General features: G+C 72.8%; 12 protein-coding genes and 1 pseudogene. 9 read left to right on the forward strand and 4 right to left on the reverse strand.

Going from position 1 to position 13,045, the window contains the following annotated elements; translation table 11 throughout:
- The 5 genes and pseudogenes from UW392_RS08410 to UW392_RS08430 all read left to right on the forward strand — a co-directional run.
- Window positions 1-141: pseudogene (locus UW392_RS08410) on the forward strand (xylose isomerase); the annotation flags it as partial.
- Between the two features lie 110 nt (window positions 142-251).
- Window positions 252-1,523 carry a sugar ABC transporter substrate-binding protein gene (locus UW392_RS08415; protein WP_320774251.1) on the forward strand — a complete coding sequence of 424 codons (1,272 nt, stop codon included), beginning with the start codon at window positions 252-254 and terminating at the stop codon, window positions 1,521-1,523.
- An 11-nt stretch (window positions 1,524-1,534) separates the two neighbouring features.
- Window positions 1,535-2,488 (forward strand): sugar ABC transporter permease, encoded by a 954-nt coding sequence (locus tag UW392_RS08420; RefSeq protein WP_320774252.1) that lies wholly within the window; start codon window positions 1,535-1,537, stop codon window positions 2,486-2,488.
- A gap of 5 nt (window positions 2,489-2,493) precedes the next feature.
- Window positions 2,494-3,354 carry a carbohydrate ABC transporter permease gene (locus tag UW392_RS08425; protein ID WP_320774253.1) on the forward strand — a complete coding sequence of 287 codons (861 nt, stop codon included), beginning with the start codon at window positions 2,494-2,496 and terminating at the stop codon, window positions 3,352-3,354.
- Between the two features lie 45 nt (window positions 3,355-3,399).
- Window positions 3,400-4,779: a GH1 family beta-glucosidase gene (locus tag UW392_RS08430; protein WP_320774254.1), complete on the forward strand. Its 1,380-nt coding sequence runs from the start codon at window positions 3,400-3,402 to the stop codon at window positions 4,777-4,779.
- Window positions 4,780-4,801: 22 nt separating this feature from the next.
- On the opposite strand, the gene UW392_RS08435 is transcribed toward UW392_RS08430, so the two are convergent.
- Window positions 4,802-6,064, reverse strand: a complete 1,263-nt coding sequence (locus UW392_RS08435) for an ROK family transcriptional regulator (RefSeq protein ID WP_320774255.1) — start codon at window positions 6,062-6,064, stop codon at window positions 4,802-4,804.
- A 171-nt stretch (window positions 6,065-6,235) separates the two neighbouring features.
- On the opposite strand from UW392_RS08435, the gene UW392_RS08440 reads away from it, so the two are divergent.
- From UW392_RS08440 to UW392_RS08450, 3 genes are all read left to right on the forward strand, one after another.
- Complete coding sequence (locus tag UW392_RS08440; RefSeq protein ID WP_320774256.1) at window positions 6,236-7,408, forward strand: MFS transporter; 1,173 nt, start codon at window positions 6,236-6,238, stop codon at window positions 7,406-7,408.
- 61 nt (window positions 7,409-7,469) lie between these two features.
- Window positions 7,470-8,204 carry a maleylpyruvate isomerase family mycothiol-dependent enzyme gene (locus UW392_RS08445; protein WP_320774257.1) on the forward strand — a complete coding sequence of 245 codons (735 nt, stop codon included), beginning with the start codon at window positions 7,470-7,472 and terminating at the stop codon, window positions 8,202-8,204.
- 40 nt (window positions 8,205-8,244) lie between these two features.
- Window positions 8,245-8,496 carry a DUF6332 family protein gene (locus UW392_RS08450; RefSeq protein WP_320774258.1) on the forward strand — a complete coding sequence of 84 codons (252 nt, stop codon included), beginning with the start codon at window positions 8,245-8,247 and terminating at the stop codon, window positions 8,494-8,496.
- A gap of 84 nt (window positions 8,497-8,580) precedes the next feature.
- Here the strand turns inward: UW392_RS08450 and UW392_RS08455 are convergent, their stop codons facing one another.
- On the reverse strand, window positions 8,581-9,846 hold the full coding sequence (locus UW392_RS08455; RefSeq protein ID WP_320774259.1) for a geranylgeranyl reductase family protein: 1,266 nt from the start codon (window positions 9,844-9,846) through the stop codon (window positions 8,581-8,583).
- A gap of 227 nt (window positions 9,847-10,073) precedes the next feature.
- Between UW392_RS08455 and UW392_RS08460 the strand changes: the two genes are divergently transcribed.
- Complete coding sequence (locus UW392_RS08460; protein ID WP_320774260.1) at window positions 10,074-11,429, forward strand: dipeptidase; 1,356 nt, start codon at window positions 10,074-10,076, stop codon at window positions 11,427-11,429.
- A gap of 19 nt (window positions 11,430-11,448) precedes the next feature.
- On the opposite strand, the gene UW392_RS08465 is transcribed toward UW392_RS08460, so the two are convergent.
- On the reverse strand, window positions 11,449-12,501 hold the full coding sequence (locus UW392_RS08465) for an NUDIX hydrolase (RefSeq protein ID WP_320774261.1): 1,053 nt from the start codon (window positions 12,499-12,501) through the stop codon (window positions 11,449-11,451).
- Between the two features lie 155 nt (window positions 12,502-12,656).
- Window positions 12,657-12,845, reverse strand: coding sequence for a hypothetical protein (locus UW392_RS08470; protein ID WP_320774262.1), 189 nt, complete (start codon window positions 12,843-12,845; stop codon window positions 12,657-12,659).
- Window positions 12,846-13,045: the final 200 nt, after the last annotated feature.

Here is a 13,045-nt window from a genome sequence, read left to right on the forward strand (position 1 = left end):
GCCCAGGACGGCCTGGCCGGGCTGCTCGCCGACACCGGCGCCTACGAGACCTTCGACCCCGAGGCCGCCGCCGCCCGCGGCATGGCCTTCGAACACCTCGACCAGCTCGCCATGGACCACCTCCTCGGCGCCCGAGGCTGACCTCCCCTCCGCGGGTCGGCCGGTGCCCGCGGACCTTCCTCCCCATCCCCCGCGTGACGCCGTGGTCGCGCGGGCGGGCCGGCACCCCCTCGCACGCAAGGGCACCCACCGTGACAGCACACCCTCCGGCCTCCGCGCCCCGCCCGCGCGGTCGCTCGCGCCGTCGCTCGCGCAGAGCCGTCGCCCCGATCGCCGCCGTCTCCGTCCTGGTCGCCGGTGCGGCGCTGACCGGCTGCGGACAGCAACGCGACGCCGACGTGTACACCGTGATGAACTCCTCGACCGACGAGTCGTACCACCGCTGGGACGCCGAGGCGATGGCCCGCTGCGGCAAGCAGCTGGGCGTCACCATCGAGCAGCAGAGCGTCCCCGCCGCCCAGGTCATGACCAAGGCGCTGCGGATGGCGTCGTCGAAGTCGCTGCCGGACATCGTCCAGTTCGACGCCTCCGAGATGCCGACCTTCGCCGACGCCGGCGGTCTGACCGACCTGAAGTCGCTCGGCCTGTCCACCGAGGACATCCCCGAGGGCATCGTCGATTTCGGCTCCTACAAGGGCACGTACTACGGTGCGGCCCGCTCCGTGAACACCCTGGCGCTGTTCTACAACAAGGACATGCTCGACCAGGCCGGCATCGAGGTCCCCACCACCTGGGACGAGCTGCGCGCCGCCGCGAAGAAGCTCACCGAGGGCAAGCGGTACGGCCTGGCGCTCAGCGCGGGCGGTGCCGAGGACGGCGTCTTCCAGTTCACGCCGTTCATGTGGTCCAACGGCGGCGACGAGACGAAGCTGGACAGCCCCGAGGTCGTCGAGGCGCTGGACTACTGGAAGGGCCTGCTGAAGGACGGCTCGCTGTCGAAGTCGACGGTGAACTGGACCCAGGCGGACGTCAACGACCAGTTCATGGCCGGCAACGCCGCGATGATGATCAACGGTCCATGGCAGGTCGAGACCCTCAACACCGACAAGTCGCTGCACTGGGAGATCGCGCAGATACCCGTGCCCGAGCAGGGCGCGGACTCCGTCGGCCCGCTCGGCGGCGCCGTGCTCACCGTGCCGAACACCGGCGACGAGCAGCGCGAGAAGACGGCCGGTAAGATCGTGGCCTGTCTGTCCAGCCAGCAGGAGCAGCTGACCTACGCGCTCAACAGCTGGATGGTCCCGGCCAACTCCGAGGCCGCCGCGGAGTGGCGCGAGGAGGTGCCGGAGCTGGACGCGCTCGCCGACCAGGTGGCCGCCGCCCGGTCCCGTACCGCCAAGCTCGGCGCCGGCTGGTCGAGCGTGTCGCTCGCCCTGCAGAGCGCCTTCCAGTCCGCCCTGACCGGCCAGTCCAGCGAGGCCGCACTGAAGCGCGCCCAGCAGCGGGCCACGAGCGGGAACTGAGGTACGCGACCATGACCACCTCCACCGTCAGCGCGGCTCCGGCCGCCGAGGCGCAGAAGAAGCCCGCCGCGCCGGACCCGGCCCGGATCAGACGCCGGCGCAGGCTCGCCCAGTGGGGCTTCGTCGCCCCCGCCGTCGTCTTCATGCTGCTGTTCTTCGGCTACCCGCTCGTCCGCAACGTCGTGATGAGCTTCCAGCACTACACACCGCAGACGTTCTTCACCGGGGAGTCGCCGTTCAACGGCGGCGACAACTGGTCGAAGGTCTTCCAGGACGCCCTGTTCGGCAAGGCGCTCTGGCACACCCTGGTCTTCACGGCCGGTTCGCTGCTCGGGCAGTTCGGCATCGGCCTGGCGCTCGCCGTCTTCTTCAACCGCAGGTTCCCGCTGAACGGCGTGCTGCGGTCGCTGATCCTGCTGCCCTGGCTGGTGCCCATGGTGGTGTCCGGCATCGTCTGGCGCCGCATCCTGGACCAGGACACCGGTGTGCTGAACACCTTCCTGGACACGATCGGCCTGGGCGGCCACACCCCCTGGCTGACCAGCCCGGACATGGCGCTGCTCTCCGTGATCCTGGTCAACATCTGGATCGGCATCCCGTTCAACATGGTCATCCTCTACGGCGGTCTCCAGGAGATCCCGAAGGAGCTGCACGAGGCGGCCGCCCTGGACGGCGCCTCCGCCTGGCGGACCTTCCGCTCCGTGACCCTGCCGATGCTGAAGCCGGTGGTCACCGTCGTGCTCGTGCTCGGCTTCATGTCGACGGTGAAGATCCTCGACCTGATCCTGGCCCTCACCGACGGCGGTCCGGCCGACGCCACCCAGACCCTGGGCACGCTGACCTACCAGAACTCGTTCGTCCAGCTCGACTTCGGCGCGGGCGCGGTCGTCGGCAACGTACTCATCCTGATCTCCGCGGTGTTCGCGGTGTTCTACCTGCGGGCCAACCGCACCGAGGGGAAGTGACGTCCATGGCCTCGCAGACCACGACACCGACCGCGACACCCACCGCGACCGGGAGCGCGGCACCGAAGCGGCGCTGGGGCTCCACCGTCGCCGGCGTGCTGATCCTGTGCGTGATGCTCTTCCCGCTGTACTGGATGCTCAACACCGCGCTCCAGCCGGAGTCCGGCCTGCTCAAGGTCGACCCGGTGCCGAGCGGCCTGGACCTGTCCGGGTTCTCCAAGGCCATCACCGACCAGGGCGGCCACCTGCTGACCTCGCTGGTGGTGGCGCTCGGCGCGGTCGTCATCTGCCTGGCGATCGCCGCGCCGGCCGCCTACGGCCTGGCCCGGTTCGGGCTGCGCGGCTCGAAGACGATGGTGTTCGGCACGCTGATCACCCAGATGGTGCCGGGCATCGTCATCGCCAACGCGCTCTACAACTCCTACGTCGACCTGGGCCTGGTCAACTCCTACTTCGGCCTGATGCTGGCGGACGCCTCGCTGGGCATCCCGTTCTCCATCGTGCTGATGCGCTCCTTCATGGTGTCGATCCCCGGTGAGGTGATCGAGGCAGCGGAGATCGACGGCGCCGGACCGGTGCGGACCTTCCTCAAGGTCGTCCTGCCGATGAGCCGGAACTCGCTGATCACGTCGGGCCTCTTCGCGTTCCTGTTCGCGTGGAGCGACTTCATGTTCGCGCTCACCCTGAACACCACCGACGACGTCAAGCCGGTCACGCTCGGCATCTACCAGTACATCGGCGCGCACGTCGGCGACTGGGGCTCGGTGATGGCCGCGGCCGTGCTGTCCGCGATCCCGGCGGCGATCCTGCTCGTCCTCGCCCAGAAGTACATCGCCGCCGGCATCACCGGCGGATCCGTCAAGTGACCTCCCCGTCACCGGAAAGCATCACAGGAAATGGGTCCCCACCGCATGACTGACCTCCCCGGCTTCCCGCCCGGCTTCGTCTTCGGCGCCGCGACCGCCTCGTACCAGATCGAGGGCGCGGCCCGCGAGGACGGCCGCGGGCCGTCCATCTGGGACACCTACAGCCACACCCCCGGTCTGACGGCCAACGGCGACACCGGTGACGTGGCCTGCGACCACTACCACCGCTACCCCGAGGACGTGGCGCTCCTGCGCGACCTCGGCGTCGACTCCTACCGCTTCTCGATCGCCTGGCCGCGGATCGTCCCCGACGGCAGCGGCCCGGTGAACGCCAAGGGCCTGGACTTCTACTCGCGCCTGGTGGACGAGTTGCTGGAGGCCGGTATCGAGCCGGCCGCCACCCTCTACCACTGGGACCTCCCCCAGGCCCTGGAGGACCGGGGCGGCTGGCGGGTGCGGGGGACCGCCGAGCGGTTCGCCGAGTACACGGCCGTCGTCGCCGAGCACCTGGGCGACCGGGTGCCGCGCTGGATCACGCTGAACGAGCCGTGGTGCAGCTCCTTCCTCGGCTACTCCATCGGCCGGCACGCGCCGGGCGCCAAGGAGGGCCGGGGCGCGCTGGCCGCCGCCCACCACCTGCTGGTCGGTCACGGCCTGGCGGTGCGGGCGCTCCGCGCGGCCGGGGTGCGCGAGGTCGGCATCACGCTCAACCTCGACCGCAACCTGCCCGCGACCGACTCCCCCGCCGACCTCGCGGCGGTGCTCCGCGCGGACACCCAGCACAACCTGGTGTGGACGGAGCCGATCCTCGCGGGCCGCTACCCGGCCACCGAGGAGGAGACCTGGGGCGAGCTGATCACCGGCGCGGACTTCCGCCGCGACGGCGACCTGGAGCTGATCTCCCAGCCGCTGGACTTCCTGGGCATCAACTACTACCGGCCGATCGTCGTCGCCGACGCCCCGCACCGCGAGGCCGACGCGGCGCTGCGGGTGGCCACCGACAACCGGTACGAGGAGGTGCGGCTCCCCGGCGTGCGGCACACCTCGATGGACTGGCCGGTGGTCCCGGAGTCCTTCACCGACCTGCTGGTCCAGCTGAAGAAGCAGTACGGCGACGCGCTGCCGCCCGTGCACATCACGGAGAACGGCTCGGCGGAGGACGACGCGGTCGACGCCGACGGCGCGGTGCGCGACACCGACCGGGTGGAGTACCTGCGCGGCCACCTCACCGCGCTGAAGGCCGCGATGGACGCGGGCGTGGACGTCCGCGGCTACTACGTCTGGTCGCTGCTGGACAACTTCGAGTGGGCGTACGGCTACGACAAGCGGTTCGGCATCGTGCGCGTCGACTACGCGACGCAGGAGCGCACACCGAAGGACAGCTACCGCTTCTACCAGGAGCTGATCGCCGCCCACCGGCGGTGACGCGCGGGCGGAGGGGGCCGTCTCACCGGGCGGCCCCCTTCTGCCGTTCCGTCTCGCGCTCCGCGTACGCCGCCGGGTCGGCGAGGACCTCGCGGACGATGACACCGGCCGCGCCCCGGGCCGCGTCCCCGAGGGAGGAGGAGGCCCGCAGCCGCCGGCTGCCCTCGCTCCACAGCCCGGAGACCACCCGGCGGGCCAGTTCCCGGTCGACGGCGGGGGCCAGCCAGTCGATCAGCTCTCGGTAGACACCGCCGAGCATCACCGCCTCGGGATCGAAGAGGTTGACGGCTCCCGAGACGACGACGCCCAGTTGCCGTCCGGCCCGCTCGATCGCCGCCAGGGCGGCCGGTTCACCCCGGCGGGCCCGGCGGCCCAGTTCGGCGACGCCCCGTACGCCCGTGGCCGCGTCGATGCCGGCGGCGCCCAGCAGGGCGGCCTGACCGGCGTACTGCTCCAGGCAGCCGTGGGCGCCGCACCGGCACAGCGGGCCGTCCGGGTCGACGACCATGTGCCCGATCTCCCCGGCGAAGCCGTGCGCGCCGCGCAGCAGGTCGCCGCGGAGGACCAGCGCGCCGCCGATGCCGATCTCACCGGTCAGGTACAGGAAGCTGCGCACGCCCTCGGTGCCGGCGCCGAACCACAGCTCGGCGAGGGCGGCGGCGTTGGCCTCGTTGTCGGAGCTGACCGGCAGCGCCCGGTGGGCGGGGCGCAGGGAGAGCAGCGCCTGGGCGAACAGCCCCTCGACCGCGACCCGCTGCCAGCCGAGGTTGGGCGCCTGCCGCACGCTGCCGCCGGTGACCAGGCCGGGCAGCGCCACATGGGCGCCGGCCGGTACGAGGTCCTGCTCGGCCGCCGAACCGATGGCGCGGGCCGCGAGCCGGGCCGCGCGGGCCAGCACCTCCGAGGGCTGGACGCCGCGGTTGTCGACGTGTTCGACGAGGCGGACCCGGTCGGTGCCGGCGAGGTCGACGACGCAGACGGTGATGAAGTCGATGTTGATCTCGACCCCGAGGCCGGCCGGTCCGGACCGGGACACCTTCAGGACGGTGCCGGGCCGTCCCACCTGGCCGCTGCTGGTCTTGCCCCACTCGGTGACGAAGCCGTGCTCCAGCAACTGCTCGACCAGGGAGGACACCGCCGCCCTGGTCAGTCCGACGTGGGTGGCGATGCCCGCCCGGGTGGCCTCCCCCGCGTCGTGCACGGCCCTCAGGACCAGGCTGAGGTTGTGCCGTCGGACCGTGGCCTTGTCGGCCTTCGGCTCCAGGGGGGTCAGATTGTTCTTCATCGTGGTGTCGAGCGTATGCGACGCGTGGGCCGCGGGTTCGCGCCCCTGGCCCCCGGTGACGTCGGCGGACGCCGCGCGCGCGGGTTGCGGACGACCCCCTTGCCCCGGTCCGGGGCGGACTCCTACGCTCCTTTTGTGCCGCTGATAAACAAAACCCGCCCGCACAGTGCCGTGCCGGGGTCCCCCGTCCACCTCCGCCGTCTCCGGACCGCCCTGACGGCGTTCTTCGCGCTGGACGGCTTCGTCTTCGCCGGCTGGGTGGTGCGCATCCCCGCCATCAAGGAGCAGACCGGAGCCTCCGCCAGCGCCCTGGGCCTGGCGCTGCTCGGGGTGTCGGCGGGCGCCGTCGTCACCATGACCCTGACCGGACGGCTCTGCCGGCGCTACGGCAGCCACCCCGTCACCGTCGTCTGCGCCGTGCTGCTCTGTCTGAGCGTCGTCCTGCCGCCGCTCACGCACTCCGCTCTCGCCCTGGGCGCCGTCCTGCTGGTCTTCGGCAGCGCCTACGGCGGGATCAACGTCGCCTTCAACAGCGCGGCCGTCGACCTGGTGGCCGTCCTGCGGCGCCCGATCATGCCCAGTTTCCACGCCGCGTTCAGCCTCGGCGGGATGATCGGCGCGGGCCTCGGCGGCCTCGTCGCCGGTTCGCTCTCGCCCGCCCTGCACCTGGGCGGGCTCGCCCTCGTCGGACTGCTCGTCACGCTGGTCGCGGGACGGCTGCTGCTGAGCTGCGCGCCGGCCGTGCCGCCGGAGAGCACCCCGGCGGACGGGCGGGCCCCGGCCCGCACGGACCGGCGGACCCGCCGCCTGGTCGTCACCTTCGGGCTGATCGCCCTGTGCTCCTCCTACGGCGAGGGCGCCATGGCCGACTGGGGCGCGCTCCACCTGGAGCAGGACCTGCAGGCGTCGCCGGGGCTCGCCGCGGTGGGGTACTCCTGTTTCGCGCTGGCCATGACCGTCGGCCGGCTGACCGGCACGACGCTCCTTGAACGGCTGGGCCGGACCCCGACGGTGGTGGCCGGCGGGGCGACCGCCGCCGCGGGCATGCTGCTCGGCTCGCTCGCCCCGGCGCCCTGGGCGGCGCTGCTGGGCTTCGCGGTGACGGGCCTCGGCCTCGCCAACATCTTCCCGGTGATGATCGAGCGGGCGGGTGCGCTCGGCGGCCCCGGCGGTGTCGCGACCGCCTCCACCCTCGGCTACGGCGGCATGCTCCTCGGGCCGCCCGCGATCGGCTTCATGGCCGACTGGTTCTCGCTGCCGGCGGCGCTGACCAGCGTCGCGGTGCTGGCGGCGGTGGCGATGCTCGCCGCGTTCGCCAACCGCCGGGCGATGGGCGCGAGTTGAGCGATCACCGCGGGTGAAAACGCGTACCGCGGACCGGGGCCCGTCGGGCAGACTCACCGCCATGGAGACTGCGACGTTCATCGAGACACTGGACCGCGAGGGCCGGCTGCTGGCCGCGGCCGCCGAGCGGGCCGGGAGCGACGCCGGGGTGCCGACCTGTCCCGGCTGGCGGGTGCGGGACCTGGTGGCGCACACCGGAGCGGTACACCGCTGGGCCACGTCCTTCGTCGCCACGGGCGAGACGCGGCCCCGGCCGATCGGGGACCCGCCGGCGCTGGCGGGCGGCGCGCTCCTCGACTGGTTCCGGGAAGGGCACGGCCGGCTCGTCGAGACGCTGGCCGCCGCCCCGCCCTCCACGGCGTGCTGGCACTTCATGCCCGCCCCGAGCCCGCTGGCCTTCTGGGCCCGGCGGCAGGCGCACGAGACGGCCGTGCACCGGTTCGACGCCGAGTCCGCGGCCGGCGGGACCGTCTCCGAGGTGAGTACGGAGTTCGCCGTCGACGGCGTCGACGAGTTGCTGTGTCTCTTCCACGGCCGCCCGAAGAGCCGGGTCCGCACCGAGAAGCCCCGCACACTGCGGGTCCGTGCGACGGACGCGCCGGACGCGGTGTGGACGCTGCGGCTGTCGGAGGAGCCGGCCGTCACCGAGCGCACCGGCGCCGGGGAGGCCGAGTGCGAGATCACCGGCCCCGCGGACCGGCTGTATCTCGCGCTGTGGAACCGGCTGCCGCTGCCGGAGGTGACCGGCGACGCGTCCCTCGCCGAACTGTGGCGCGAGCGGTCGGGCGTCGTCTGAGGCGATCGACCGGTTCGGCGGCAGCCGTACACTTCGCGGCATGGACGGTCACGGGGGACGGCGCACACAGGCCGAACGGGACGCGATCACCGTGGAGATCGGCTACGCGCTGTTCAGCGCGGGCTTCGCGGCGGCGGTGCTGTTCGGTGCCGTGGCCGGCCCGGGTTACGTCTTCGACCTGTCGGCCGGGGTGCGCCAGACACTGGTCGGCGTGGGCGCGACCCTGGCCGCGGTGGTTTTCACGGTGCGGGTGGTGAGCGTGCTGGTGCGGTTCCGCAACGTCGGCAAGTAGGCACCCGGCGCCTCTTGTGCGCAGTTCCCCGCGCCCCTTGAAGGAGCGCGGGGAACTGCGCGAACAGCCACGGCGGACCGGTGGTCAGGAGTCGGCGGACTCCTCCTCGGTGGCCGCCGGCGCGGCCGGCGCGACCGGCGCCTGACGCCGGTCCAGCACCGTCAGCGCCCGATGCGCCATCGGATGGTTCCGGACCAGCTCACCGAGCGTGGTGGAACCACGGGTGATGTCCCGGAACGCGCTCCACGCGGGCCGGAACCCGGTCAGGGCCGCGTGGAAGACACCCGGACGGCGCTCGAACGCCGCCAGCAACCGCTTGCCGACGCTCATCTCGACGCCCAGCCCGGCCTTGACGGCGAAGGCGTAGTTCAGCGCCTGCCGCCGCGCGTCGACGGCGTCGTGCGCCTCGGCGATCCGCACCGCCCACTCCCCCGCGAGCCGCCCCGAGCGGAGCGCGAAGGAGATGCCCTCGCGCGTCCACGGCTCCAGCAGGCCCGCCGCGTCACCGCAGACCAGGACCCGGCCGCGGGAGAGCGGCGAGTCGTCGGCACGGCACCGGGTCAGGTGCCCGGAGGAGATGCTCGGCTCGAAGCCGGCGAGGCCCAGCCGCCCGACGAAGTCCTCCAGGTAGCGCTTGGTCGCCGCGCCCTCGCCGCGGGCGGAGATCACGCCGACGGTGAGGGTGTCGCCCTTGGGGAAGACCCAGCCGTAACTGCCGGGCATCGGGCCCCAGTCGATGAGGACCCGGCCCTTCCAGTCCTCGGCCACCGGTTCCGGAACCGGGATCTCCGCCTCCAGTCCCAGGTCCACCTGGTCGAGCTTGACCCCGACGTGGGCCCCTATCCGGCTGGCGCTGCCGTCCGCGCCGACCACCGCGCGGGCCAGCACGGTCTCGCCGCCCTGGAGGACGACCGCGGCCGTCCGCCGGTCCGGCACCGCCGACCCGTGCTGCTCGACCCGCGACACCGTCACACCCGTACGCAGCTCCGCGCCGGCCTTCTGCGCGTGCTCGACGAGCTGCTGGTCGAACTCGGGCCGGTTGATCAGCCCGAAGAGCATCTGCCGGGAGCGCCGGGTCCGGGTGAAGCGCCCGTTGTTGGAGAAGGTCACCGCGTGCACGCGGTCCTTGAAGGGCAGTTCGAAGCCCGGGGGCAGTGAGTCGCGCGAAGGCCCGATGATGCCGCCGCCACAGGTCTTGTAGCGGGGCAGATCCGCCTTCTCCAGCAACAGCACGCGTCGCCCCGCGACCGCTGCCGCGTAGGCGGCCGAGGCCCCCGCGGGTCCCGCGCCCACCACGACGACGTCCCACACCTGACGCGCGTCGTCCGCCGAAGAGTTCTCGCTGCTCACGATGGTCTACTGCTCCGATCAAACCGCATGCCGCACCTGTCACCCGCATCCTACGGTGGGCATCGCCGCAGGCCACTGTGGGAGGATCGGCACAGTATGCGCCCTGCGCACACCGTGCGCACCCCGGGGCGTGCCCACACCGCACGATCACCCGCGAACACCACACAAAATGAAACGGTCAGCGAGTGGTCATCAAGTACAACGTCGCACCTACAAGGAGCGTGCCCATGTCGTCGAATCCGGTCGCCGAAACCGTCGCCTCGCTCATGCCCAGGGCGCGGGCGGAACTCACCGAACTGGTGGCCTTCCGGTCGGTGGCCGACTTCGAGCAGTTCCCGAGGAGCGAGAGCGAGGCCGCCGCCGGCTGGATCGCCGACGCGCTGCGCGCCGAGGGCTTCGAGGACGTGGCCCTGCTCGACACCCCGGACGGCACCCAGTCGGTCTACGGCCACCTGCCCGGCCCCGAGGGGGCGAAGACGGTGCTGCTCTACGCCCACTACGACGTGCAGCCGCCGCTGGACGAGGCCGGCTGGACCACTCCGCCGTTCGAGCTGACCGAGCGCGACGGCCGCTGGTACGGGCGGGGCAGCGCCGACTGCAAGGGCGGCGTCATCATGCACCTGCTCGCGCTGCGCGCGCTGAAGGCGGCCGGCGGCGTGCCGGTGAACGTCAAGGTGATAGCCGAGGGTTCGGAGGAGCAGGGCACGGGCGGCCTGGAGCGGTACGCCGAGCAGCACCCCGAGCTGCTGACGGCCGACTCGATCGTCATCGGCGACTCGGGCAACTTCCGCGTCGGGCTGCCGACGGTCACCTCGACCCTGCGGGGCATGACCCTCGTCCGCGTCACCGTCGACACCCTGGAGGGCAATCTGCACTCCGGTCAGTTCGGCGGCGCGGCCCCCGACGCGCTCGCGGCGCTGATCCGCACGCTGGACTCGCTGCGCGCCGAGGACGGTTCGACGACCGTCGACGGGCTGGCCGCCGATGACCGCTGGGACGGTGTGCGGTACGACGAGGAGCAGTTCCGCGCGGACGCCAGGGTGCTGGACGGGGTGGAGCTGATCGGCTCGGGCACGGTCGCCGACCGCGTCTGGGCGCGGCCGGCCGTCACGGTCCTCGGCATCGACTGCCCGCCGGTCGTGGGCGCGACGCCGTCGGTGCAGGCCGGTGCGCGGGCGCTGGTGAGCCTGCGGGTGCCGCCGGGCACGGACGCCGTCAAGGCGACCGAGCTGCTCCAGGCGCACCTGGAGGCGCACACGCCGTGGGGCGCCCGGGTCCTGGTCGAACAGGTCGGCCAGGGCCAGCCTTTCCGCGCCGACACCACCAGCCCGGCGTACCGGGCCATGGCGGACGCGATGGCGGTGGCGTACCCGGGCGAGGAGATGCAGTACGCCGGCCAGGGCGGTTCCATCCCCCTGTGCAACACGCTCGCCGCGCTCTACCCGGAGGCGGAGATCCTCCTGATCGGCCTGAGCGAGCCGGAGGCCCGCATCCACGCCGTGGACGAGAGTGTCTCCCCGGAGGAACTGGAGCGCCTGTCGGTGACGGAGGCACTGTTCCTGCGCAACTACGCGGCGAGCTGAGCCGCACGGCGCGGCGGGGTCAGCCGACCGGGACCCCCGCCTCCAGGTACAGCGCGGCCCCGCGCCGCCGGGCGCGCAGGGCCCAGCGCAGGCGTTCGTAGCGGACCGGCGGGAGGAGGCCCGCGGCCTCCTCCTCGGTGACGAAACGCCAGCCCCGCAGCTCCGGGCCGGGCAGCAGCAGCCGCCCGGCCGTGGCGGAGTCGAGGCGCCCGCCGTCGAAGAGCAGGCGCAGCCCGCCGTAGCCGGGCGGTGCGGGCGGTTCCCAGTCGACGACCAGCAGGGACGGTACGTCGCTCAGGACTACGCCGGTCTCCTCGGTGACCTCGCGCATGCCCGCGCGGGCGGGTGCCTCGCCGGGTTCGACGACGCCGCCCGGGAACTCCCAGCCGGCCTTGTAGGTGGGGTCGACGAGCAGGACGCGCTCCTGTTCGTCGAAGAGCAGGACACCGGCGGCGATCGTCTCGGCCGTGGGTTCCGGGGTCTGCACGATGGAGCAGGCGGGCGCGGCGCCGCCGGCGACGGCGTCCGCTATCCGCGCGGCGGTCTCGCGGGGGGTGAGGGCGCCGTTGTCGACCGGGTAGGCGTCGGCCATGAGCCAGGAGCCGAGGGCGGCCCGGTAGGGCTCGATCCGGTCGCAGGACCACTGCGGCGGGCGTATCCCGTCCTCGGCCGGGTCCGCCGGGTCCGCCGGGGTCTCCTGGGCGGCCGCACGGTCGCGCAGTATCGTTTCGGCCGGGGTCAGCACGGTGTGCCGGACCGCTATGCGGCGGGCGGCGAGGCCGCCGAAGATCTCGTCCCGGTACTCCTGGCGCAGCAGGGTCATGGGGACCACGAGCGTGCCGCCCAGTTCGGCGAGCATCGCCGCCGCCGTGTCGATCACCAGACGCCGCCAGACCGGGAGGTCCTGGAGGTCGCCGACCTCTGCGAGGCGCTTGGGCGGCAGCAGGTGCGTGAGTGCCGCGCCGATGACCTCCGGGTCGAAGAGCGTGCTGTTCGGGATCAGGTCGATCAGCTCTCGTGCGGTGGTGGTCTTCCCCGCACCGAACGCGCCGTTGATCCAGACGACGGTCACAGGTCCCCCTCTTCTGTTGGCCCCCTGTGGCTTGCCCGCTCCACCCTGCCACGGAAACCAGCCCCAGTTGAGGGCGCACGGAAGCGGCGCCGACATCCCTGGTCGGGGGCGTCGGCGCCGGGTCCGGTCCGGGTCCGTGACCCGGTTCCCTCCGGTCAGCCCTTCGGCTTCTTGTCGGCCTCGCGCGGGGCGAGGCTGTCCTCGGAGATGTTGACGCTGTTGAGGGCGTTCGTCGCCTTGTCCAGGTCGATCGGGAGGCCGCCCAGGGCGTGCGACGGGGTGACGGCCGCGGCCACGAAACCGGCGGCGAGGGAGGCGATGGCACACATGCTGCGCTTCTTCATGCCGGGTTCAACTGCGCGGAGGCCCAGAAGTCACTCGGGTGTGCCGGGGATCGGGCGCGGGGCCCGGCCGACGGGCCGCGCACTCTTCGGACGGCGGTCCGCCCACGGCCCGCCGCCGCGGCCCACGTCACGAGCCTCGCGCTCGTCACGCCCGGGAGCGGGTGCGGCGCCGTCGTGGCCGAGCGCGCAGTTCCCCGCGC

It is taken from the genome of Streptomyces sp. CRN 30, from assembly GCF_034105845.1.